The sequence below is a fragment of the Gallibacterium sp. ZY190522 genome (assembly GCF_054166015.1).
The window spans coordinates 718955-739637 of the sequence record NZ_CM135118.1; the positions used below are offsets into that span (position 1 = coordinate 718955).

The following is a 20683-nucleotide window of genomic DNA, read 5'->3' on the forward strand; positions in this document are numbered from 1 at the left end:
CACTTAACGCCTTCTCGCTATATTTGCCAACGGTTGGGCTTTCTTCGATCCCTCTTGCTCCGATCCAAGACGGGCAAGAAATTTCATAAAAAAAGACTCAAAATTCAGCCTTAAAATAAATATTACTAACTCAATAATTTCGGACATATCGTCAAACACGAGATCGAAATCGGTTTTCTGCAATTTTTTATCTGTGCCGTTGTTGAAATCATCACGTTGTACCGTAACCAGTTCAGGCTTCACCAACATATCGACGAGTTTAACCAGTTCCGCCCCGCTGAGTTGTTGGCTTAGTTGCTGTAAACCCTCGGCAAATTCCGCCGCACTTTTTTTCGCAAGCTCTGCGAGCTGACTGGCATTCGCTTTTTCGGGAGTATCTACACCAAATATTCCGAACATTTTTGCGAGCGAGGGAGCAAGGGTTTTCTGTAAATCGCCAAAAATGCGTAGCTGATCCATTGCGGAAAACTTTTGTACGAAAAACGTGCTTTCGCCGATTTGAATTTCTTGTCGTGCCATTAATCATTTCCTCCAACAAATAAAATGCCGTCTGAGGTTTCAATCACCCATTCACGGCTGCCAATTTCTTTACCAAATTCAAGTTTGGCTGATTTCGTTACCCACGCCGTACTTGCGGCGAATAAGGAACGTCCACGCAAATCTTTCACCGCAATGGGGAAAGTGGCATTTTTACTCACCTTATCCGCCGCATATAACGCACTTAACACGTCATTAGTGCTACTGGTTTGAAGTAACGTTAATGTAATTTTTTTACGCGGATCAGCACTGGTTGAGCGAGCAACTTCGCCATCCGCTCCTGCCACAGAGGTAACGCCCTCTGAGATTTCTTCAATATCAATAAATGTGCCATCGGCAAAGCCTGTAGCGATAGCCGCCCCAATAACAACACTCACTTCATCAGGGGCATAGGTTGCTAGTGCCATAAAATTCTCCTATAAAAAAGACCGCACTTTTGCGGTCTAGGGTTAATCAATTAAAGGCTGTATGCCAAGTTACCTTTCAATTCGGCAATATGAATTGCTCCCGCAAGGCGTGCGGAAAATTTCACATCTTGCAAAATACGGCTTGCCTTGTTGTTATCGGAAATGTTCGCCGATCTTGGTAGGCTGATGATATAACTCGGAATTTCCTTGTTATCGTCATCTAATTCAACGGGGGCAATCCCGCCACGACTGACACCTAAATCTAACGCTTTGCGAATGGCCGCACCGATTAGCTCAATCCCTTTATCGGTATAAGGCACTTTGCCGTAAGCGTTAATCAGTACGGAGGTAACGTTAATCTGCACCTCTTGCACTAGCCAATCACGGAAGCGAATCACATCAATCCATTCTCCCGCTGCCACTTTTCCGCCTTGGGTTACAGCAAAACTGCCGTTAAATTTTTCAAAGGTTGTGGCGTTTTTCTTCGCACAGGCGAGATATTCGCCCTCACTTAATGGCGAGAAAGACACCCCAGCGAGCTTTTTCAAATTCCACGTTTCCGCACCAGGGTAAAAGGTGAAGGCATAGCTCATCAAGCCAATTTCAGGGTATTCTTCTGCCGCTTTGTGCGAGTACATCACTGCACTACGGTAATATTGTTTGGCGTTTAATTTGCTCGCAATATCCGTTTTATCGGAAGCCTGAAGCATTTTCTCATTGGCACTTGCGGTAACAAATAATTTGCCGTTAGCTTCCGCAAAAGCGGCGGCTAATAAAACATCGGCTTCTTCGCGTGAAACTAACGCTAGCCCGTACCAATCATTATTTTCTTTGGCGACCGCACTTAATGCGTCTGTAATGGTTTCACTACTGAGCTTATTGCCGATAAAAACTTGGGCAACGTGAGAAGATTGGGAAAACGCCGTTGCTACCGCAATATAGAGCGGATCGGTGGATCGCAATCCCATATCTAATAATTCATTGGGATCGGTTACCACTAAAAGCCGTGCGGAGCTTTTCAGGGTATGCTCACCTAAAATAAGCAAATCACTAAACGATTTGCCCGCAATCGCGGTAGTGTTTAAATCAATGGTAACATTTACCAAACGATCAATTTTTGCCATTATTCACTCCTATAAAGGTCGTTTGTGTTTGTTGAGCAAGATTGTGAGTAGCTTCAACCTGCTCAATAAAGGAAAGAATATCGGTGGTTTCAGCGACATAGCGGATTTCAATTTCCACCATTGCCCGATCTTGATATTCTTGCTGTTCGTCTAAATAAGCGAGGTGAGTAATGCGACCAATCCGCACCAGAGCCACGCCTTGATTAGCCCATTTCTCCCGAAAATGCACTGTGCTTAATTTCATACAAATTGCACGCAAGGCATTGAGGCTGTTTTCACCGAAATAATTCAGCGCTAACACCGCGTCAATATGGGTTTTAATGGGTTGCTCGCCCGCCTCATTTACCTTGCCATAATGAAAATGGTTGGGCGTTTGTTCAAATTTAAGCTCATAGGTAAAAAAGGGCTTTTCAGGCTCACACCCATTTTCATAAGCACGAATAAATGGTCGAGAGGAAAGCCCACAAAGTAAATCATAGAGTTTGTCTAACATTTATTTCACCCGTTGTGCTAAATAGCGATAATGTTCAATCACACCGTTATGATAGGAAGAGCGGGCCACCACTTCATAACGCCCGCCCTCAAACATCACCACCGTGCCATTCGCCTGATTTTCGCCCGCAACCTGCAAGGGAAAATCCGTGTAAATTTTCACCGCACTTGCAATATGCCGTCCCTGCATCATCGCCGATAAGCGATCCATTTCACGGTTATTTAACGGCTGAATTGAGGCGGTAAATTCTTGCTCCACCTCTTCACCGTTTACCCATTTACCTTTAATGTATTGTCCCTCTGTCCGCACCAATAGCTTGTAAGGCTTGCGAAAAGATGATTGAAAAGGAAAAGATGACATTACACCTCCACTTGATAGCGAATAGCTTTGGATAGCAACCTATAATGAATTAGTGGCTTTGAACTTTTCTTACGTTTTACCGTAGCTTTTGCATTGGGTTGCCAAGGATAATCTCGCAGCGTCTCTCTTTGTTTATCTTCATACAATTGCCCAAGGTTTGCTAGTTCTAACCGAAGATCGCTTCCCTTTGTAACGCTGAGTACAATGCGTTGTAAATGTTGCTCAACTAAACCTTGATGATCAGCAAAGCATTGACGGATAAACGGGCGTGAAGGGATTTTCTCCGTGCCAAATTCATTCCAAATCGCAATATCCACAAGGTTTGAGCCACTTTCACTATGCACGCCTGCATCAGATTGCACGCCAATTTTTACACTGGCATTGGCAAACTTTTGCATTAAGGTAAGCTCTTGTTCTAAGCCTTTGTTATTAATTTTGACTTCAATATCATCCATTATTGCCCACCGTGATTGCCCCTAAGCGTAAACAAAGATCGTTAAGTGCGTTGAAATTGGCTAAAAAGCGTTGAGCATTGCTGCCGCTCTCGCCATTGGCAAAATATTCACGCTCTAAATCCCCCTCTCGCTCACGCTTTAATCCTAAAGGGTTCGCTCTCGCCTCGACAGATTGAGCCAGCAAATAGGCGGCGTACCACGCTACCGCCTCATTTTGCTTTTCTTCCGTCAAGCATTGTGGGCGATAATTTTCTGCAATCTCAAGTGCGGTGTTAATTTCTTCCGTTTCCATTTTTTGAGATACGGGATAGAAAAAATGCAGTAATGCGGTAACGCCCATTGCCGACTCCTATTTTTTGCCTTTGTTTGATTTCTCGGACTTAGTCTCTGGCACTTCTGGGTTGCCTTCAGGTGCTTCTGAGTTGCCTTCAGGAACATCTAGGTTGGCATCAGTGTTGATTTGTATCAACGTCCCACGTTCAAGCAAAGAGGCTAACCCTACCGCATTCTCAGCCACTTCAATTTCCTGATTTGGGGCGATAAACACCCCATCAAGGCGGATTAAACGAGGTTCAATATTACGCACTAACATTAGGCAGTTACCTCCGCTTTAGTGGCTGAAAGTGGATAACGCAAGAACACACCGCCAATACGGGCAATACAGTTCACCACAAGCTCAAGATTGCGTTCTTGGGCAGGCAACTGCGTGAAATCCTGAGGCGTTTCAAGACTCAAGTTATCCGCATTTTTCTCATAACAGATGGCAAGGTTTTTATTGCCTGAGCCTGCTTTTTCTAACTCCCATAAGCCCTGAATCACAAGATTTGGGTGTTTACGTTTGAAGAAGGTTAAAACATCAACCTTGTCAGCAGTGTCCATATATTTGCTGGATAAGGTTTGGTAATCGCTCAATGCCAACAATAAATGGGTGGGCTGATGCACGCCTTTCGATTGTAAAATCACGGTATCGTGCAAATTATCTAAATCTGCTAAAACTGCGTCCGCTTTCGCCGCTTTCCAACCGCCCGTGATTGTGGTTTCGCCCAAATTCGGGTGATTAATAAAGCCGTTTAAGCTAAATTCTTTATCGCCTAACAAGGCAATTTCATTCATTTTGATTTCAACCGCACGGCGTGCCGCTCGGGCTTTTGAGGCGGGTAAATCGGTTTGATTTGCCGCCGCCGCTTTAAGCTCTTGAAGATTGTAACCATAAGATGCACCGATATTTTTTACCTTAATGGCACGTTCCTTCATTGCGACATCTGCACGTGGTAAGTCATCAGCATAGTTGGCAATCACTTTCGCCATTCCCACCGTATCAAAGGTGCGTTCAACAATGGTTTCTGCCCATTCAGGGGCTTCTGAGGACATCGGCACAAGGCTAAGCCCGTTCATCGCTGGGAGTTTTTCTTCATAAGTGCGGTTGCGAACCACTTCCAATTGACGGGCAGTAAATAACCCCGCATCTTGGTTAAAAACGCCCGCGGCATTTAAGCATTTATTGATTTCATTGAGTTCAAAGGCATCTTGATGAAAATCTGACATAATTTTTCCTTATAAAAAAGCCCCCTCAATATTGAGGAGGCGGATTGAACAGTGAAAAGGGAACTGGCTTGAGATTAAGCTAATTCCACTAAGGCGAGCTTGCCGTATTGACCGCAATCGACGACATCGGTTTTAAAGACAGCATTTGGCAATGCAGTCGTGCTATCTACGCCCACTTCGCCCGTTGCAGGGTTAAATTTCACTGGCTGACCTGCGGTTACCGTTTTGCCATTTTCAACCACACACCAAGCCACGCCTTTTCGTAGCACGGAAACCGCATCAAATTGAGCATAGCCACCCACTACGGCGTGAGAATGTAATGCGATGCCCACGGGCGTTGTGCCACCTAATTTCACCTGTGTGGTTTTTGTCCCTTGGGTTAAAACAGTGCCAAAATTGACCGCACTTTCTGCGGCGAAAGTTTCCACTAAATCATAGCGGCTATCGCCTTTCATTCCTGCGAACGCAGGGCGTTGAAATGATTCGTACATTGCTGTTCTCCTTATTGATTGCGACTGGCAAGCATTGCCGCACGTCCTGTTAATTTTTCACCTTTCTGCCCATCTTGGGTAAAGGTGTGTGTTACTTGGCTACGTTGCGAACCTAACGCGTCTTGGCGAGATTTTGCTTCAGCCATTGCCATATCAAAAGCCGCTTCAATATAAGCATCAGATTTTTGCGATAAATCCGCTCCATCTTGGCGAATAGCCCCAATCACCGCTTCGCGTAAAGCACGATCTGAACTATCCGCTTTCACTTCAACCTTATGAGCTTTTGCAATGTTCTCTAACTCAACACGAGCTTTGGCAACATTCACCGCATCTTGTTTGGTCTTTTCCATCTCCATTTCAAGGCTTTTTACTTTCGCCTCTAACGCATCGGCACGTGCGCTCTCTTTATCTTTTTCCGCAACCGCATTAGCGGCATCTTGTTTCAATTTATTAAATTCAACAATCACCTCAGGGGCGGCTTGATAAGTAATGCCGCTATCTAGGCGAATATCTGAAAGTTTTGTTTCACTCATTTGAGGTTCTCCATCTTCACGAAATTCTACGGCATCCGCCGCGTCCATATTGAGCTTTGCATCACCTGCACGCCCACGTTTTACGATAGCTAAATGATTCGGCTTAATATTGCGTTGAATCGCATCATAAGGCTCACCGTCCTCTGTAATGCCACTTTTATGCTCAAGCTCTACCGCATAGCCTACCGATAACTCTTTTTTGCCAAAATCCACGGCTTGGGTGTTGTGGATCACCACCTCCGCAGTTAAATGTTTGCCATCTTGTTTGCCCTCAGATAACACAGACCCCACCACCAAATGGGCGTTATCTTTTGTAATCACCCCGTGATGATCATCGGTGATCGGAATGCCTTTATATAGCCTTAAACTATCGGCATTAAAGACTTCCTCAGGCGGGCGATATTCCCGCCGTACCGTGCCATCAGGCAACTGATAAAGAAAAACCCCAGTCCTTGTTAGAACTGGGGTATCAAAAATAAACCCGTTATCATCTCGCCTTGCTTGTATTGCACGGCGATCGTATCGCATTACCACGGTTAGTCCTCCGCTAATAAAAAATCCATTGCCATTAAATATTTATTTCGCCTCGCTATATCTTTTTCCGTAATTTGCACTAATCTCGTTAAATCAGCATTATGTGTTAAGTCAGCAATCTTAACCCATCTTGCAATCGGACTTTGTTTAACACGGCATAAATAATCCTGATAATTTTCACCAGATCGTTTAGAAATAGCCTCCACAGCATCGGAAATAACTTGTCCAAATTCAGAAGCAATATGATTAAGTGTTATAGACGTATCTTCTACGCTATCGTGCAGCCAAGCTACTGCTATCATTTCATCAGTTGGATTATATAGATTATTTACAACAGCTTGCAAATGCTCTACATAAGGCTTTCCCGCTTTATCTACCTGATCACGGTGCAAAGCCCTTGCTAACTGTTCTGCTTTTTGGGCTAGCATTTAATGCTCCTTATAAATTGAATAGCTTCTTTTTCACTAACTTCTCGATAATCATCAAAATCGCTAACAAAAATTTTATCCGCCCAAAATGTGCCAAATTTCTGATCCCAATCTTCTTTATCAGGTTCATAGGTTGAAAAAGATAACCAATTATCTGGCATTCCTCGAATAAGTTTCTGCTTATTATCGCCTAATTGAGCAATATAATATTGATACATCACTTTTCTATAATTTTTTTTACTTTTAAAAGAATATTATTCTGTTCTGTTTCGGCAATATCATCATCAATTTCTTCAAAAAGTGCTTGCAATTCATCTAATAGGTTCATTTCATCACTATCAAGCTCACTTTCTTCTAACTCATTTATCCAATAAATGAATAACGAAGTCAAAATATAAAATGTGTGCTGATCGGCATCGGCAAACATTTCTTTTTCAAAAAAAGCCTTATGTTTCAGAATATGTTTAGGGAGTAACGCAAATAATGCCTTGCGATCATCATCGGTTTTGGTGTGAACAAACTGCACTAATACTTTAAGAAAGTGTTTCATAATGATTTCCAATTAGGGCTTGGCGTGGCTTTTTTCTCAAACGTGATAATTTTACCATCTGCCTTAGATTGAATAACAGCGATTTTACGCTTAGCATCGAAAATAACTAATCTATCTTTACGCTCATCAATATAATTAGGCTTAGTCGAAAGAATAAAAGCAATGGCTTCGTCAATACTTAGTCCTAATTGATTTAACCTTTCTCCCAATCTAGCGATAGCGTGAATATCAAGAATAATTCCATTATCAGCAAACCTATTATATAGTTTTTTTGCTTTTTCTTTAAACTCAAAAGACCAGCTTTTTTGATTAATTTCTCTAATCTCTTTGGGTTCATTAATCTGTTTTTGCCACATCATATATGATAATGGTAGCTCAGCCCCAACTACACCTTGCAACTCCCCAAACTCAGGCAATACCGCCTCCGCACTACAACGACATAAAATTGGTTGACCTGGGTGTCCGTCATCAGGGGGATTGTCCCAGCGAAATTCCTTTCCCTCTCGTTCAATGTGTGATAAACGTTCCCGTTCATCTAAACTGCCACGCCAGATATAGGATTTTACGCCGATATTTTCTTGACGTAATTGGGTGAGTCGTCCGTTGAGTTTGCCGATTTGATCCCGTGCAATGATAGTTGCTCGTCGCTTAGGAATATCAAGGAGTTTTTCTAAATCCGCCGCAAGGCTTTTATAGCTTTCCCCGCCTAGCACCGCTTCCGCCATTCGATAGCGGAGTTTTTCTTGCAGTTGAATTGGAATGCTTTTAATCAGGTTGATATTTTGCCACTCAGCTTGTAATAACGGTTCATCAAGCCAAGGCTCAGAAACAAAAATATCCACTTTGTAAGCAGATTTTAGCACTTTGTGAAATTGTTTCTTGTTAAACTCTGCCGTTTGCGACAGTAATTGTCGCACAGCAGGGCGAATGTCATTATCACGGGTGTAAAAGGTGGTTGCCTGTAACAATTCGGTTAGCCATTGCTCTAAAATGTCAATGCTGTCATCTTGGCGTAGCATTCTCTTTAAGTGCGGTGCAATTTCAGGCAGTTTTTTTCTTGCCGTATCACTAATTTGCTTGGCGATAGCTTGCAGATACTTCACATATTCCCGTTCAATCGCCTCAGGAAACAGCCACCGTTTTTGCTTTTTGGGCTTTTTGATAGTCGTTAATGTCATCTTCGCTTACCTCTGGCAAAGCCGCCGCTGCAATCCCCAATTCTTCTGCAATTTGTTGTCGCAATTCTTGCGTAGATAATGCCCCGCTATCTACCAAATCAATAAGTCGCCCTATTTCCGCTTTAGCGGCTTCGGCGTTGAGTTTTCGGGCTTCCGCTTGCTCTTTATCCGTTGGCGTATTGAGAGAAGGGAAGTGAATTTGCCAATTTTCAAAGGGTGTGATGTGTTTTTGTCGCATTATCAGCTCAATCAACTGCTCTAACACAGGCTTGATTTTATGCTGTTGAATTCCCTCAATTAAATCATAATAGCTTTCAAAATCGCTTTTCCCTGTGGCGTTCATTCCTTTTGCTGATTGCCCGAATAAAATTGCCACGGGAATATTCACATCTGCCGAGATGGCGATTTTGAACTCATCAAGCACATCAACGATGCCATTTAAATCAGCGTTTAAAATGGTGTAATCATCTTCAAAATCCACCGCCACCCCGTTTAGTAGATTGCGACCTCGCTCAACAAGGTTAATCCGCTCTCTAATCTGATCTTCTAAACCGTTACTAATGGCAATGGCAAGCCCTTTCATTTTATGTACGGCTTGCTGTTTGCGTTCTAAAATTAATGATGACCAAGTGAGCGATGTTTGATAATCACGGATTTTTTGATACGCTGTCTTCACGACACTACGCCCAACCCAATACAACCCTTTTTTTAATCGCTCAGGCATTGGATCGCCGCCCATAAATAACAAGCGGCTTTCGTGAATTTCCACCTGGTTTTCAAGAGAGCCATTCACCGCCCCAATATTGAGTCGGTAGGTTTCAAACCGCCCATAATTGGTTTGGCGTGGATCTAAATAGCGTCTTGTTGTCGGTGAAATTTGACTTAAATCAAACACCCTCACCTCATCAATGCGAGTAAGTTTATTGATGTTCAACGGCTCGCTAAGCTTCGCCCCGTCATCAGTTAAAAGCAACATCACCGAGCCACCGAATAGCCGCGACCAACGCACCATATCCGCCAAGGCAGGCAAAATTTTCAGGCGATCAAGTTCATTGAAAATCGCCTTATCCTCATCACCTTCAATCTCAACAGAACGAGAAATCGCCGCATCGGCTGGCATATCTACCACCCGAGCCGCCAACCCACCTAGTTCATACAGGGTTAAATCCAAAAGTGCGGTGCTTTTTTGTGATGTTTTTTGAAAGTGGTTTAGCCCTAAGGCATCGGCATAGCCGTCTTGGTTAAATGGCATAATTAACTACCTAATCCAATAAATCGTGATAACACATCGTCTTTCGGGGCAAAGCACATCACCAAGGCATCCGCTTTATTTGGTGAGGGAATGCCCCGTTTTTTCATTTCTTTTTTGCTTTCGACTTTCACGCGCCCGTTATTGTCATAATCCACATAAGGGCGAGATAACTCCGCTTTTAAATAATCCAGATCGTGAATTTGCGATGAAAGGCTGATTAGCTCATCAACGGGATAGCTTTCCTGATACTTGATGGCTCGATAGGTTTTGTAAAAGCGATCTCGCAGCCGCCACCACGCTTGAGCCTTGATATTGGAGAACATATCTCGATTGGTTTTACCGAAAACATATTCTTCATCAGGTTCAAACACCGCCCCGCCTGCATTAAACCCATTAATCGCGAGCCTTTTATCTTTAATGCGGTTGTAATGGGCTTTCACTCCTGCCCCAACGCCAATGCTATCAAATACAATTTCATCAGCGTTAAACTCAATGGCATTTAGCCTTGTGCGATCCGCACTGGCAATCACATCATCACCTTTCCATTCATCAACCCGTAGCACCACTGAGCCGTGCGAAAACGCATTGGCATTTGCATCAGCCCCTTCATCAGCCACATCAAAGCCGACAATTTTTCTGCCTTCAGGTTTAAACCCGAGTTGAATATGTGCATCAACGGCGGCATCAATCCATACGGGCTTAATGATCACTTTATCGCTATCTGCAACGGGTTCCCCCTCCCAAATATGCCGATAAAGCTCATAATCTTTCGCCTTGCAATCTTCCATTTCTAATCGCAAGGTTTCGGGGAAAAATGGATTGTCTGTAAAATTAACTTTAATCAGCACAATGTCGCTTGGCGGCGAAACAATAAAGCGTTGATAAGTATCATCAAGAATATTTTTCGGGTTAAAGGAAACCCAAATTTCAGAATATTCTTTCCGAATAGTTGGGATTAAAATTTCCCAACTTTCCTTTGACACATTTTCGGCTTCTTCCACCCAGCAAATATCAATTCCTTCAAGGGATTTAATTTTAGTTGGGTTATTTTTGATGCCGTAAAACAGAAAAATCGCCCCCGTTTTAAGGTTGTAGATTTTGTTTTTCTGTACATCAAATTCATATTGATAGCCACAGCGTTCAATCGTATCGACAAGTAACTGAATGACCGAATCACTAATCGAGTTCTGCAATTCCCTCGCACAAAGAAAGCGACTTGGCGAACGGCGGGCAATTTCAATTAAAAGCCTTGCTATCGTCCAAGATTTACCACTACCACGCCCACCATAAGCCACTTTGTAGCGATGAGGCTCAATAAAAGGTAAAAATTTACTGATCAGCTTCTGCGTCATCTGAAAATAAATCCCTTAATGAGCCTAATGCCATAGAGCCATCGCTTGAGGTGTGATCGACAACCTGCTTTTCTTTCCAACCCGCTTGAGTTTTTAGGTAAAAGATCATTGCTGCCACATTTCCATTTTTGATTTTATTCATCAATGCGTTAGTAACAAACGCAACGCCTTTATTCCGCCCCCTTTTTATGGCTTCGGCAAAATCGGCATTATCTTTTTTTCTATTTCTAAGTGTTCTCTCACTAATACCTAAACTATCTGCGATCTGCTGTTGCGTTAATCCATTAGCGGCTAACGCCTCAACTTTTGCTAAATCTATTTTTAATTTAGGTTTCGTTACCGTTTTTTCACTTTTCATCTCGCCACCTAAATTTATTTCGGTTAGATTATCTATATATTTAATTTAACAGGAATTTTTATGAAAACTAAACTATCAATATTAAAAGAATATGCGGCTAAAAATGATTGGGATAAAGTAATTAAAATGGCTGCCAGATTCCAAAGGTTAGGAAACGATAAAAACGCTATTCTGTCCGCAGATATGGCGTTAAAACATCCTAATTTTTGCATATCATTAAAAAAGAGCCCTGATGAACTTATTAAAATAGGTATTGAAACGCTAAAGAGAAAATACAACCTATGAATCGTCTTCATTTTGTTCTTCTTCGGGGAAGTAAACATCTATTTCCCCTAAATTTTCTGTAGCTTTCTTAGCATCTCCCTTAACAAAAACGAGGACATTTTGGTGTGTTTTACCTAATTTCCTTGATGATGTAAAACCTCTAGCACATCTCATAGATAAAGAGCCTACAATAGTAACTAAAATAGCTTCATTATAATACGCTAAACCCGCTTGCTTAAATGCGTCTATCGTATCGCTTACAAAGTTATAGTAATTTCCCTTTTTATCCCTAACTTCACCTACGACAATGCAGGCAAAGCGATTGTCTTTTAATAGAGAACAGCTTTTATTGATGATTTCAAAATAAGCCTCTCTAAATTGCTCATAGGGTAACGTTGATATATCTTTAGGATCATCGCTATACACTTCTAAATCAGCATAAGGCGGACAGGTGAAAATAAAATCCGCTTCAACGCCCTTACATACCTTATCTATTAAACGGCTATCAGTAGCGTGCCAAATAGGTTGATATTCATCATCAAAGCAAATTTGATCGGCTTGAATTCTATTTTCATCTACCTGCTCCTGCCTTAAATCACAACCAATATATTGCCTACCTAGCTTTGACGCGACTACCCCTCTAACACTACCACCGGCAAACGGATCTATGATTACACCATCTTTAGGCGAAAACCATTTATAAGCCAATTCACAAAGCACTGGATCAAATACGCTAGTTGATCCAAGAGAACTATATTTTTTATATTTTGACGGATCTGATAAGTTTTTAGAATAAGTCAATTCATCATCACGCCCGTTTTCTGATTTAATGCCTAAAGCCAACCAAGCACGTTTTCTATCTTGCCACCACCCATCACGAGCGCTTAAAACACTAAATGGAGGAATTAAAAATCGATCGGATAATGATCCTTTAGACGCTACAGTATTATCGGTTGGATCATCTGTTTTAAGTAAATCATTTAAAAAACTATCATCAAAACCTAATAGATCGATATTAAAATCAAGTTCTTCAAGCCGTTCAATTTCAATCTTTAATAATTCTTCGTTCCAACCTGCATTTAATGCTAATTGGTTATCAGCTATAACATACGCTTTCTTTTGTGCTTCAGTAAGCCCTGAAAGCGTGATCGTAGGCACGTTATCAAGCCCTAATTTTTGTGCGGCTAACAACCTACCGTGTCCCGCTATAATCCCACCGTCATCATCAATTAACAGTGGATTGGTAAAGCCAAATTCTTTAATGCTCGAACAAATCTGTTTAACTTGCTCATCTGTATGTGTACGGCTGTTATTTACGTAAGGAATTAAGCTATCAACGTTAAGATATTCAATTACAAGGTTATTTCTTTTCACTTAATCCCACCTTTAATTCTAATCTTAAAACAAGGCTCATAATAAGGATCGTCACGATAAACAATGGTTTCCATAAAGAAAACAATACTATCCGCAACGGTCAATACCCAATCAGGTATCCAGTATGCCGCCGTAATAGTAGGCGCTTCACTTTCTAGATCTTTGATATAACAAGGTATTCCCCATAAACTGCCATAATGCGTGAAGCCTTCCTCAATCAATTTCTTTTTCGACTTATAAAGCATTCCCATTTGATTTACTCCACTCAATCACCCCAGCTAACCGACTAGCACAAATCTCACGTTCTTTTTGCACTACTCGCAAATAAATAATCGCCTCCCCGTAGGTTGAACCACTGAATGCGGTTTGTTGGCAAGGGATTAAATAAATGCTCGGTGGCAGGCGATATTCCGTTTCAGTTTTTGTGCTGCAACCGCTTAATAACATCATCAGGCAAAGGCTCGCGACTACAATCTTGCCCTTTAATCCTTTTATAAATAACGCGAATATCTTCATCGGCTTTTTCTCGCTGTGCTTGTTCAAGTGCGGTCTGTTTTTGTGTCGTTTTTCGTTCATCTTCAAGCTGTTTTGTTCTTTCTGCGAGATTATGGTTCAGTTGCTGTATGGTTTGGGCTTGCATTTGATTTTTGGCTCTCAAGCTACTTATCCTCTGCGACTGATACCAAACCCAACAACACAAGCCTAAAATCACGCATAACCACAACAGCGAGGAATATTTACGGATAAACGGCACGATGTAATTCAAAATGCGGGCCATCATAAAAACGTTCATCTTCACTTTTCCCATTACCGTTCCAATCTCCACCCCAGCGAATAGTGACATTTAATTCTTTGGCCGCTCGAAACATTGCCTTCGCAATTTCCTTAAATTTATCCCGTTCTGACCAAGGGATTTTTCCTTCAACCAGCGGGGCTAAATCCACCGCGTGACCGGTTAAATGACGGCTATTCATTGTTTTAGTCGCCCCTTGCTTAAAGAGTTGGGCTTGGCGTGCTTTTGTTCTCACCCCTTCAATCACCGCAAAATCTACCGTGCTATATTCAAGGGCTTTTCGCACGACCTTAACCAAATCACAGTGAACACCTTGTAAATGCTTTTCACTACGTTGGCTAAATTTAAACATCTTTATTCACCCGCTTTTTTAACGCCTGCATCAAATATTCACGGATTTTCTCCGCACCAATAAACCCGAGCATTCCCCCAATAAACGAGGCAAGGCTATCAGGGAAACCAAGATGATTTAATAGCGACATACTTGATAAGGTTAAAGCACCACAAATTGCCCCATCCAATATCCGCTGGCGAAAACTCGTTTTCTGACGCAAAAAGGCAGCACGTAGCAAAGACATAAAAAACGCCATCGTGAAACCAACAATGGCGTTGTAATTTTGATGAATATATGCTCCTAAAATAAGCCATATATTCGGATCGTTGTTTGGCATTTTCATCACTCCGCCTCCTTTTTGAGGCAATAAAAAGCCCCGACCGTTTCCGATCAGGGCTGACAAAAACATTTTAACTTACGACTTTTTAAAAACAAAAAAAGCCCGATATTTCTATCGAGCTTTATTTAAGATGTAAAAATCTTAATTTAATATGAATTATACCTATTTTAGTCGACCAAATCAACATTTTTCAAACTATTGCATAATTAAATGGTTGTATATGATTTATTCTTTTTGTTTTGATGTTGATTTTTTATACAACAACTTGGAGTAATTATAATTCTGTTATTTGCATCTTAAAGCAGCGGATAAATTTACCCACGATCATAATATTTTTGTAAACCGTTTTTGTTAGTGTTTCGGTTTTGTAAATCGAATTGTCTGATATGACTAAATAATCACCTGATAACATTCTTTGGAAACGCTTAATAAATAACTCACCATCAAGCGAAAAAGCATATATACCATCGCCATTGTAATAATTTATATTTGTGTCAATAAAAACAATATCTCCTTTTTTGATCGTTGGTTCCATCGAATCAGTAGGAACATTAATCAAAAAAATTCCATTTGTGTGTTTTTTGCCAACAATTTCGATGACTCCTCCATCCGTCAGCCACAATGAAGATATAATTTCAGGATAGTCCTCATTATTAAATTTTGCCGCTCCTGCAGCTGCACGTACGTTTAAATAATCTATTTTATGACAATGCTCTTTGTCAGGTTTATCCTGTATTACTTCTAAATTTGAATCAAGACAAACATCTGTCAAATTAACGTTATCATTTGATGGCTGCCCATCTCCTGTTCTAAGCCAGTTAGGATCAACATTAAGTGCATTAGCTATTTCTAAGAGATTCCTTGGTTTTTGAGTCTCTCCTTTTATAATATTACTTATTGCTCCTTGGGTAGTACCCACCATCTCAGCTAAATCATATTGAGTTAAATCTTTTTCGATCAATAATTGTTTTAATCTTTCCGCTAAAGTTGCCATAGAAACCTCTTTTTTATTAGAAATCTTATCAATATACATTCAAATAGTAAAAATAGTTTACTAATCAATAAAAACACCTTAATATAACAAAACTATTTTAAATAATTAGAAAACAACTTATGTCTAATAAAATTATTAAGAAAGTAATTAAAGAATGTGGTACACAAAAAAATCTGGCTGCAATCTGTGGAGTAACCCAAGGTGCGGTCTCCTTTTGGCTTGCTGGAGGAGGAATAAAGGGTAAATACATCTCTCTTATTGCTAAAGCCTCTAACGGTAAAGTTACCGAATCAGAAATCTTACGATCACTTTCTAAGTAAACGATACAACGAGAGTGAAACAATGGCACGCAATGAATTAAGCAAATCTGCAATGAGAATTGCGGATTTAATCAGAAGAAAATCTGTTGAGAGAACAGATAAAGAAATCGCAGAAAGTATTGGGGTAGATCCAAGCACACTTTGTCGATTCAAAGCCGATCATCTCGATAAGTTTTGTGCTTTTTTAGATGAACTAGGTTTAGTCGTCAGAGAAAAGCATAGCGATGATGAAGAGAGGAAAGCATTAATCACTTTAGCTAAAAAAGCGATTGATGAGATGGAGTAATAAAAAACCACCGCGGCAACGGTGGTTTAGGAGGTTAAATGAATCAATTAATTAAAATTGATAATACAGAAATTAGACAAGACGGTCAAGGACGATATTGTCTAAATGATTTACATCGTGCGAGTGGTGGAAATCCTATTCACGCACCTGCCCAATTTTTTAGAACGAAATCTGCTCTTGATTTTGTACAAGCTTTGACCGATATGCAAATTTGCACATCGCCTATCAAAACAATAAAAGGTGGTATTGAACAAGGTACTTATGCTTGTAGAGAGTTAGTTTTTAAATATGCTGCTTGGATCAATGCTGAGTTTGAAGTAAAGGTTTACCAAGTATTTAATGCTTATACTAAAGGTGAATTACAGCCAACTCGCCAAATCCCCCAAACATTACCCGAAGCCTTGCGTTTAGCCGCAGATTTAGCGGAGCAAAATCAAACATTAGCTTTAGAAAATAAGGAACTAAAACCAAAAGCCGCATTTGTCGATCATTATGTAGATGTAGGTACAAGTAAATCACTGCGAGAAGTCGCAAAGATTTTGAAAATGCCAGAAAAAGCAATGATCGATCGTCTTATTAGTGATCGTTTGTTATATCGCCAATCAGGAAAATTATTGCCATTCGCTACTGAGAAAGTTAAGCCACTTTTTACGGTGAAAACGGGAACGGCTGAACACGGACATAACTATACGCAAACTCGAGTTACCGCTGAGGGTATGCGTTTTATTGCTGAACAATATGCAACGGAGTTAATGCTATGAGTATGTTATTAATGGTTAAAGCAATGCAGTGTAAAGTTGGGAATGCTACTCGTAAGTTGGTATTACTGAAATTAGCGGATAATGCCAATGATAATGGCGTTTGTTTCCCCTCTTATCAACATATTGCAGATCAGTGCGAGATTACTCGCCGCAGTGCGATCTCGCATATTGAGGCATTGATAGAAACGGGCTTTGTTGAGAAAAAAACACGCAAAACGCCAGAGGGTAACACCTCAAATTTATATATTTTACATCTAGATCAAGGTGGTGAAAATTCTGCACCACCTAGTGAAAATGATTCACTAGGGGTAGTGAAAAATTTACACCACCCTAGTGAAAATATTTCACCAACCCCTAGTGAAAATATTTCACCCAGAACCAGTCACTCTATTAACCAGTCAATTAACCATAAAAAAACTACGCAAAAAAAGCCGACCGAACTTGAGCTTTTGGCAGAGTTTGGTATCACGGAACAGCTGGCTGAAGATTTTATTACGCATCGCGAAGCGAAAAAAGCACCGATTACAAAAACTGCACTGGAGCGCCTACAAAAACAAGCCGATTTAGCCGGTTTACCGCTTGCGGAGGTGGCGGAAATTATGATTGAGCGTGGCTGGCGAGGCTTTAAAGCCGATTGGGATTGGCAAGAAATGCCGCAACGTCAGCCTAAAAAATCAAAATTTGATGACAACGACGACAGCTGGTGGCGTGGCAAAACGATTGAGATTAGGGGGTATTGATGACGCGGAATTTTGCAAATACAGAATTGGCAGCGTTGGTTGGCAGTGAACCAGCCTATCAAGCCCCGGCAGGCAAGCAAGAAATCCCTCCGCACGTTGCTAAATTTGTCGATCGCTTATTTGTGCGATTAAAAGCGGTATTCCCAGCGTGGCAAGCGGCATTTGATGGCGAAGAGGGCTATCAGGAAGCAAAACGACTTTGGCTTGAAGCGTTGGTGAATAACGGTATTACCACCGCTGCTCAATTCAAGCGAGGCATTGCACAAGCGGAACGAGAGAGTAACCCATTCTTTCCTAGCGTTGGGCAATTTATTGCTTGGTGTAAGGCTGAAAATTACGCTGAATTAGGTTTGCCTGATGAAGCGGAATTAAAGCACCGCTTAAATAAATTCCGTGCATTTGGCGGCTTTTACAACATTGAAAATTTTGAGTTTGCATCAACCGCTGAATATTGGCTAATCACGGAAATCGCCAACGACTCACGACAAAAAGAGTACACCGAAGCGGAAGAGAACGCGGCGATTAAAGAAGCGTTAGAGAAAATGGCAAATCGTTTAAAAAGCGGTTTTAAGTTGCCAGATCCAGTGAGAACAATCGCTAAAGAAAGCACTGTTAGGCCTTACACTCCGCAAGAAATAGCACTTTTTTTTAACCGTCCGGAATTAAGGTTTTAGGAGAAATGATAATGGAATTTGATAAAGATACCTACCGCACCCCGAAATATATCATCAATTATATCCGCATACGTTATGGATATTGGAATGCGTGGGTTGATGGCTGTGCTTCTCCGCACAATGCTGTGTTTGATAGCTATATTGGAAAATCAGGACTTACAGAAGATTTTTTAGACTTTGATCCGTTAGCGATTGTGGGTGATTTTGCCGATCACTCAGTTTGTTTTTTTGTCAATCCGCCTTACTCTAATCCGTTGCCTTACGTTAAACGTGCAGCGGAATTAAAAGAACTAGGTTTTTTAGTAGTAATGTTGTTGCCTTGCGATAAAAGCGTTGAATGGTTCAAAGTGATTGAAGAAAAGGCGACAGAGGTCATTGATATAACCGGTTATTATGACGAAAAAGGCAGATGGAAAAACGGACGGATTAGCTTTTTACACCCAACAGAAAATGTTGAAGTGAAAGGCAACAACAAAGGCTCAATGATGGCAGTGTTCGACCCGACAATGCAAGGCTTTGTTACCCGTCAAGTCAGTTTGGATTTTGTGATGAAGTGTGGTGGGTATGGAAAATAAGAATATTGAATTAATTAAAAAACTATTAATCCAGAATGGATGTAACATTCATCCAATGACTGCAGGAGTGATGGTTTATGCTTATCGTGATAATAGAGGGAAGAGAGATTCATCTGTCTGTAGTTTGCTTGCTGAAGATTTAGTTGTTTCAATTTCTATAAATGGAAAAGCTAACCTAAATAAAAGCACTAATTTAGTTAGATGTCTCTTTGGTAAACATTTTGCTATAGAGCATTTAAAAAGTTGTCCAGTTGATGGGAAGCAAGCAAATTATTTCGGTCTTCGCCTTTTACATTAATTTGGTGATGCTAAATGGCTAAATTCCAAATGATTAAATTACCGGGAGGGGTTTTCTCCCCTGCCGATGAAATGGAAGAAGATCGCTTAAAACAGCTTAAAAATAATGAAATGTATGAAATTGAGATTAATACAAAAATCAATCCTGTGCTACATAGAAAAATGTTCCAATTCTTTAAGTTCTGTTTTGATTATTGGTGTTCAGATAACAGCTTACAGAAATTTGCGAATGAAAAGGCGCAATTTGATGCCTTTCGGCAAGATTTATTAATACAAGCTGGACATTGTGAAATGGTGTTCGATTTGAAAAATCCAGCTGAATTTAGGCTGGTGCCTAAAAGCGTTTCTTACAAGGAGTTGAATGATGATATTAAACGCCGTGAGCTTTATGTTGCAATTACTCAAGCAGCAATATCAACAGTGTTTAAAGACTGTAATGATGAAAAAATCATTAACCAACTATATGCGTTTTTTTAGGTGAGGAAATAATGGCAAAAGCATCAAAACAGTATAAATGCAAAGTGTGTGGTACTTACTACACAAAGACAGTGAGTAGCTTACAGAAAGTGTGTAGTGTTGAATGTGCGATCAAACTTAGCAAGGAACAAGCACGCAAGAAACGTGAAAAGCTAGATAAGCAAGCAAGATTAGAAAGTAAAAAGCGATTATCTGCATTAAAAGAGGAAAATAAAACTAAAGGGCAATTAATTAAAGAAGCTCAAGAAGCAGTTAATAGATATATTCGTGTTCGTGATGAGAATAAAGAATGTATCTCGTGCGGTAAGCCGTTGGTCAGTGAGCGGCTAGGCGGTGGATTTGATGCCGGTCATTATCGTAGCCGTGGCTCATCTCCGCACTTGCGATTTTATACGTTAAATATTCACGGGCAGTGCAAGCGCTGTAACCGCCATTTAGGCGGTAATTATCACGAATATCGTGTTGGACTGATTGAACGATTGGGTATTAAGAAAGTAGAGGAAATAGAAGCAGACAATCGAGAAAGAAAATATACAGAAGAAGATTTAAGGCGGATTAAGCGGATTTTTAATAAGAAAACTAGGTTAATTCAAAGAAAGCGAGGTTATTAGATGGATGTTTTAAAAATAATTTATGCTGATTGGAAGAATGAAAGTAAAACGCTATTACGAGCAATGAATCACTTTTTGATTAGTTTATCATTTCTCATTTTTCTAAGTCTTGCCCTTATTGGCGGTGGGGTGTTTAACCTGTTTTATCTGCCATTTAAGGGATTTAGCGAGCTAATTAACGTCGTTATAAAAACACTGAATAGAAATAGAGATTAACCTGAAGAATTATATCTAATTAAAAACGGA

36 protein-coding genes are annotated in these 20683 nt (G+C 40.6%); 11 read left to right on the forward strand and 25 right to left on the reverse strand.

Annotation, left to right across the window (positions count from 1 at the left end; genetic code table 11):
• Positions 1-3: 3 nt before the first annotated feature.
• From ACXPAV_RS03510 to ACXPAV_RS03595, 18 genes are all read right to left on the reverse strand, one after another.
• A complete protein-coding gene (locus ACXPAV_RS03510) occupies positions 4-519 on the reverse strand; it encodes a phage tail assembly chaperone (protein WP_458004069.1) in 516 nt (171 codons plus the stop codon).
• Positions 519-944 (reverse strand): phage structural protein, encoded by a 426-nt coding sequence (locus ACXPAV_RS03515; protein ID WP_410679791.1) that lies wholly within the window; start codon positions 942-944, stop codon positions 519-521. Before ACXPAV_RS03515 ends, ACXPAV_RS03510 begins: the two co-directional genes overlap by 1 nt.
• A gap of 50 nt (positions 945-994) precedes the next feature.
• Positions 995-2068 (reverse strand): DUF3383 family protein, encoded by a 1074-nt coding sequence (locus ACXPAV_RS03520; protein WP_458004070.1) that lies wholly within the window; start codon positions 2066-2068, stop codon positions 995-997.
• Positions 2055-2561, reverse strand: a complete 507-nt coding sequence (locus ACXPAV_RS03525; protein ID WP_458004071.1) for a phage neck terminator protein — start codon at positions 2559-2561, stop codon at positions 2055-2057. Before ACXPAV_RS03525 ends, ACXPAV_RS03520 begins: the two co-directional genes overlap by 14 nt.
• Entirely contained in the window at positions 2562-2921 is a 360-nt protein-coding gene (locus tag ACXPAV_RS03530) for a hypothetical protein (RefSeq protein ID WP_264256120.1), read from the reverse strand. It abuts the gene before it with no gap.
• Entirely contained in the window at positions 2921-3376 is a 456-nt protein-coding gene (locus ACXPAV_RS03535; RefSeq protein WP_458004072.1) for a hypothetical protein, read from the reverse strand. The genes ACXPAV_RS03530 and ACXPAV_RS03535 overlap by 1 nt, the downstream gene beginning before the upstream one ends.
• Positions 3369-3716, reverse strand: a complete 348-nt coding sequence (locus ACXPAV_RS03540; protein ID WP_458004073.1) for a hypothetical protein — start codon at positions 3714-3716, stop codon at positions 3369-3371. The genes ACXPAV_RS03535 and ACXPAV_RS03540 overlap by 8 nt, the downstream gene beginning before the upstream one ends.
• 9 nt (positions 3717-3725) lie before the next feature.
• Complete coding sequence (locus ACXPAV_RS03545) at positions 3726-3968, reverse strand: hypothetical protein (protein WP_458004074.1); 243 nt, start codon at positions 3966-3968, stop codon at positions 3726-3728.
• Complete coding sequence (locus ACXPAV_RS03550) at positions 3968-4921, reverse strand: DUF2184 domain-containing protein (protein ID WP_458004075.1); 954 nt, start codon at positions 4919-4921, stop codon at positions 3968-3970. Before ACXPAV_RS03550 ends, ACXPAV_RS03545 begins: the two co-directional genes overlap by 1 nt.
• Before the next feature lie 74 nt (positions 4922-4995).
• Positions 4996-5412 carry a structural cement protein Gp24 gene (locus tag ACXPAV_RS03555; RefSeq protein ID WP_458004076.1) on the reverse strand — a complete coding sequence of 139 codons (417 nt, stop codon included), beginning with the start codon at positions 5410-5412 and terminating at the stop codon, positions 4996-4998.
• An 11-nt stretch (positions 5413-5423) separates the two neighbouring features.
• Entirely contained in the window at positions 5424-6479 is a 1056-nt protein-coding gene (locus ACXPAV_RS03560; RefSeq protein WP_458004077.1) for a DUF2213 domain-containing protein, read from the reverse strand.
• Between the two features lie 2 nt (positions 6480-6481).
• Positions 6482-6907, reverse strand: a complete 426-nt coding sequence (locus ACXPAV_RS03565) for an HD domain-containing protein (RefSeq protein ID WP_458004078.1) — start codon at positions 6905-6907, stop codon at positions 6482-6484.
• The gene (locus tag ACXPAV_RS03570) at positions 6901-7125 is read right to left on the reverse strand and encodes a hypothetical protein (RefSeq protein WP_458004079.1); all 225 of its coding nucleotides are present in this window, start codon (positions 7123-7125) and stop codon (positions 6901-6903) included. Before ACXPAV_RS03570 ends, ACXPAV_RS03565 begins: the two co-directional genes overlap by 7 nt.
• Entirely contained in the window at positions 7125-7457 is a 333-nt protein-coding gene (locus ACXPAV_RS03575) for a hypothetical protein (RefSeq protein WP_458004080.1), read from the reverse strand. The genes ACXPAV_RS03570 and ACXPAV_RS03575 overlap by 1 nt, the downstream gene beginning before the upstream one ends.
• Positions 7454-8635 carry a phage head morphogenesis protein gene (locus tag ACXPAV_RS03580; RefSeq protein WP_458004081.1) on the reverse strand — a complete coding sequence of 394 codons (1182 nt, stop codon included), beginning with the start codon at positions 8633-8635 and terminating at the stop codon, positions 7454-7456. The genes ACXPAV_RS03575 and ACXPAV_RS03580 overlap by 4 nt, the downstream gene beginning before the upstream one ends.
• On the reverse strand, positions 8580-9887 hold the full coding sequence (locus ACXPAV_RS03585) for a phage portal protein (RefSeq protein WP_458004082.1): 1308 nt from the start codon (positions 9885-9887) through the stop codon (positions 8580-8582). The genes ACXPAV_RS03580 and ACXPAV_RS03585 overlap by 56 nt, the downstream gene beginning before the upstream one ends.
• Positions 9888-9889: 2 nt before the next feature.
• Complete coding sequence (locus ACXPAV_RS03590) at positions 9890-11239, reverse strand: PBSX family phage terminase large subunit (RefSeq protein WP_458004083.1); 1350 nt, start codon at positions 11237-11239, stop codon at positions 9890-9892.
• Positions 11217-11597, reverse strand: coding sequence for a helix-turn-helix transcriptional regulator (locus ACXPAV_RS03595; protein WP_458004084.1), 381 nt, complete (start codon positions 11595-11597; stop codon positions 11217-11219). Before ACXPAV_RS03595 ends, ACXPAV_RS03590 begins: the two co-directional genes overlap by 23 nt.
• A 60-nt stretch (positions 11598-11657) precedes the next feature.
• Here ACXPAV_RS03595 and ACXPAV_RS03600 point away from each other — a divergent pair, with 60 nt between their 5' ends.
• The gene (locus ACXPAV_RS03600; protein WP_458004085.1) at positions 11658-11882 is read left to right on the forward strand and encodes a hypothetical protein; all 225 of its coding nucleotides are present in this window, start codon (positions 11658-11660) and stop codon (positions 11880-11882) included.
• On the opposite strand, the gene ACXPAV_RS03605 is transcribed toward ACXPAV_RS03600, so the two are convergent.
• The 7 genes from ACXPAV_RS03605 to ACXPAV_RS03635 form a co-directional block, all read right to left on the reverse strand.
• A complete protein-coding gene (locus tag ACXPAV_RS03605) occupies positions 11877-13235 on the reverse strand; it encodes a DNA methyltransferase (RefSeq protein ID WP_458004086.1) in 1359 nt (452 codons plus the stop codon). The genes ACXPAV_RS03600 and ACXPAV_RS03605 overlap by 6 nt on opposite strands.
• A complete protein-coding gene (locus tag ACXPAV_RS03610) occupies positions 13232-13486 on the reverse strand; it encodes a hypothetical protein (protein ID WP_458004087.1) in 255 nt (84 codons plus the stop codon). Before ACXPAV_RS03610 ends, ACXPAV_RS03605 begins: the two co-directional genes overlap by 4 nt.
• Positions 13470-13685 (reverse strand): Rz1-like lysis system protein LysC, encoded by a 216-nt coding sequence (gene lysC, locus ACXPAV_RS03615; protein WP_458004088.1) that lies wholly within the window; start codon positions 13683-13685, stop codon positions 13470-13472. The genes ACXPAV_RS03610 and lysC overlap by 17 nt, the downstream gene beginning before the upstream one ends.
• On the reverse strand, positions 13651-14016 hold the full coding sequence (locus tag ACXPAV_RS03620) for a DUF2570 family protein (RefSeq protein ID WP_458004089.1): 366 nt from the start codon (positions 14014-14016) through the stop codon (positions 13651-13653). The genes lysC and ACXPAV_RS03620 overlap by 35 nt, the downstream gene beginning before the upstream one ends.
• Positions 13973-14380: a M15 family metallopeptidase gene (locus tag ACXPAV_RS03625; RefSeq protein ID WP_458004090.1), complete on the reverse strand. Its 408-nt coding sequence runs from the start codon at positions 14378-14380 to the stop codon at positions 13973-13975. Before ACXPAV_RS03625 ends, ACXPAV_RS03620 begins: the two co-directional genes overlap by 44 nt.
• The gene (locus tag ACXPAV_RS03630; RefSeq protein WP_017806471.1) at positions 14373-14705 is read right to left on the reverse strand and encodes a phage holin, lambda family; all 333 of its coding nucleotides are present in this window, start codon (positions 14703-14705) and stop codon (positions 14373-14375) included. Before ACXPAV_RS03630 ends, ACXPAV_RS03625 begins: the two co-directional genes overlap by 8 nt.
• Before the next feature lie 271 nt (positions 14706-14976).
• Positions 14977-15696: an XRE family transcriptional regulator gene (locus ACXPAV_RS03635; protein ID WP_458004091.1), complete on the reverse strand. Its 720-nt coding sequence runs from the start codon at positions 15694-15696 to the stop codon at positions 14977-14979.
• Positions 15697-15815: 119 nt separating this feature from the next.
• On the opposite strand from ACXPAV_RS03635, the gene ACXPAV_RS03640 reads away from it, so the two are divergent.
• Genes ACXPAV_RS03640 through ACXPAV_RS03685 form a run of 10 tightly spaced genes read left to right on the forward strand, consistent with a single transcriptional unit; the run spans position 15816 to position 20653 of the window.
• Positions 15816-16016 (forward strand): YdaS family helix-turn-helix protein, encoded by a 201-nt coding sequence (locus tag ACXPAV_RS03640; protein WP_458004092.1) that lies wholly within the window; start codon positions 15816-15818, stop codon positions 16014-16016.
• 22 nt (positions 16017-16038) lie between these two features.
• Positions 16039-16302: a CII family transcriptional regulator gene (locus ACXPAV_RS03645; RefSeq protein WP_013747126.1), complete on the forward strand. Its 264-nt coding sequence runs from the start codon at positions 16039-16041 to the stop codon at positions 16300-16302.
• Positions 16303-16340: 38 nt separating this feature from the next.
• Positions 16341-17063: a phage antirepressor KilAC domain-containing protein gene (locus ACXPAV_RS03650; protein ID WP_458004093.1), complete on the forward strand. Its 723-nt coding sequence runs from the start codon at positions 16341-16343 to the stop codon at positions 17061-17063.
• Positions 17060-17803 carry a helix-turn-helix domain-containing protein gene (locus tag ACXPAV_RS03655; RefSeq protein ID WP_458004094.1) on the forward strand — a complete coding sequence of 248 codons (744 nt, stop codon included), beginning with the start codon at positions 17060-17062 and terminating at the stop codon, positions 17801-17803. The genes ACXPAV_RS03650 and ACXPAV_RS03655 overlap by 4 nt, the downstream gene beginning before the upstream one ends.
• Positions 17803-18477, forward strand: a complete 675-nt coding sequence (locus tag ACXPAV_RS03660) for a replication protein P (RefSeq protein WP_458004095.1) — start codon at positions 17803-17805, stop codon at positions 18475-18477. Before ACXPAV_RS03655 ends, ACXPAV_RS03660 begins: the two co-directional genes overlap by 1 nt.
• A gap of 11 nt (positions 18478-18488) precedes the next feature.
• Positions 18489-19052: a DNA N-6-adenine-methyltransferase gene (locus tag ACXPAV_RS03665; RefSeq protein ID WP_458004096.1), complete on the forward strand. Its 564-nt coding sequence runs from the start codon at positions 18489-18491 to the stop codon at positions 19050-19052.
• Entirely contained in the window at positions 19042-19350 is a 309-nt protein-coding gene (locus ACXPAV_RS03670) for a hypothetical protein (RefSeq protein WP_458004097.1), read from the forward strand. Before ACXPAV_RS03665 ends, ACXPAV_RS03670 begins: the two co-directional genes overlap by 11 nt.
• 14 nt (positions 19351-19364) lie before the next feature.
• Positions 19365-19826: a DUF1367 family protein gene (locus ACXPAV_RS03675; RefSeq protein ID WP_458004098.1), complete on the forward strand. Its 462-nt coding sequence runs from the start codon at positions 19365-19367 to the stop codon at positions 19824-19826.
• Positions 19827-19837: 11 nt separating this feature from the next.
• The gene (locus ACXPAV_RS03680) at positions 19838-20437 is read left to right on the forward strand and encodes a recombination protein NinG (protein WP_458004099.1); all 600 of its coding nucleotides are present in this window, start codon (positions 19838-19840) and stop codon (positions 20435-20437) included.
• The gene (locus tag ACXPAV_RS03685) at positions 20438-20653 is read left to right on the forward strand and encodes a hypothetical protein (protein ID WP_458004100.1); all 216 of its coding nucleotides are present in this window, start codon (positions 20438-20440) and stop codon (positions 20651-20653) included.
• The last annotated feature ends 30 nt before the right edge of the window (positions 20654-20683 follow it).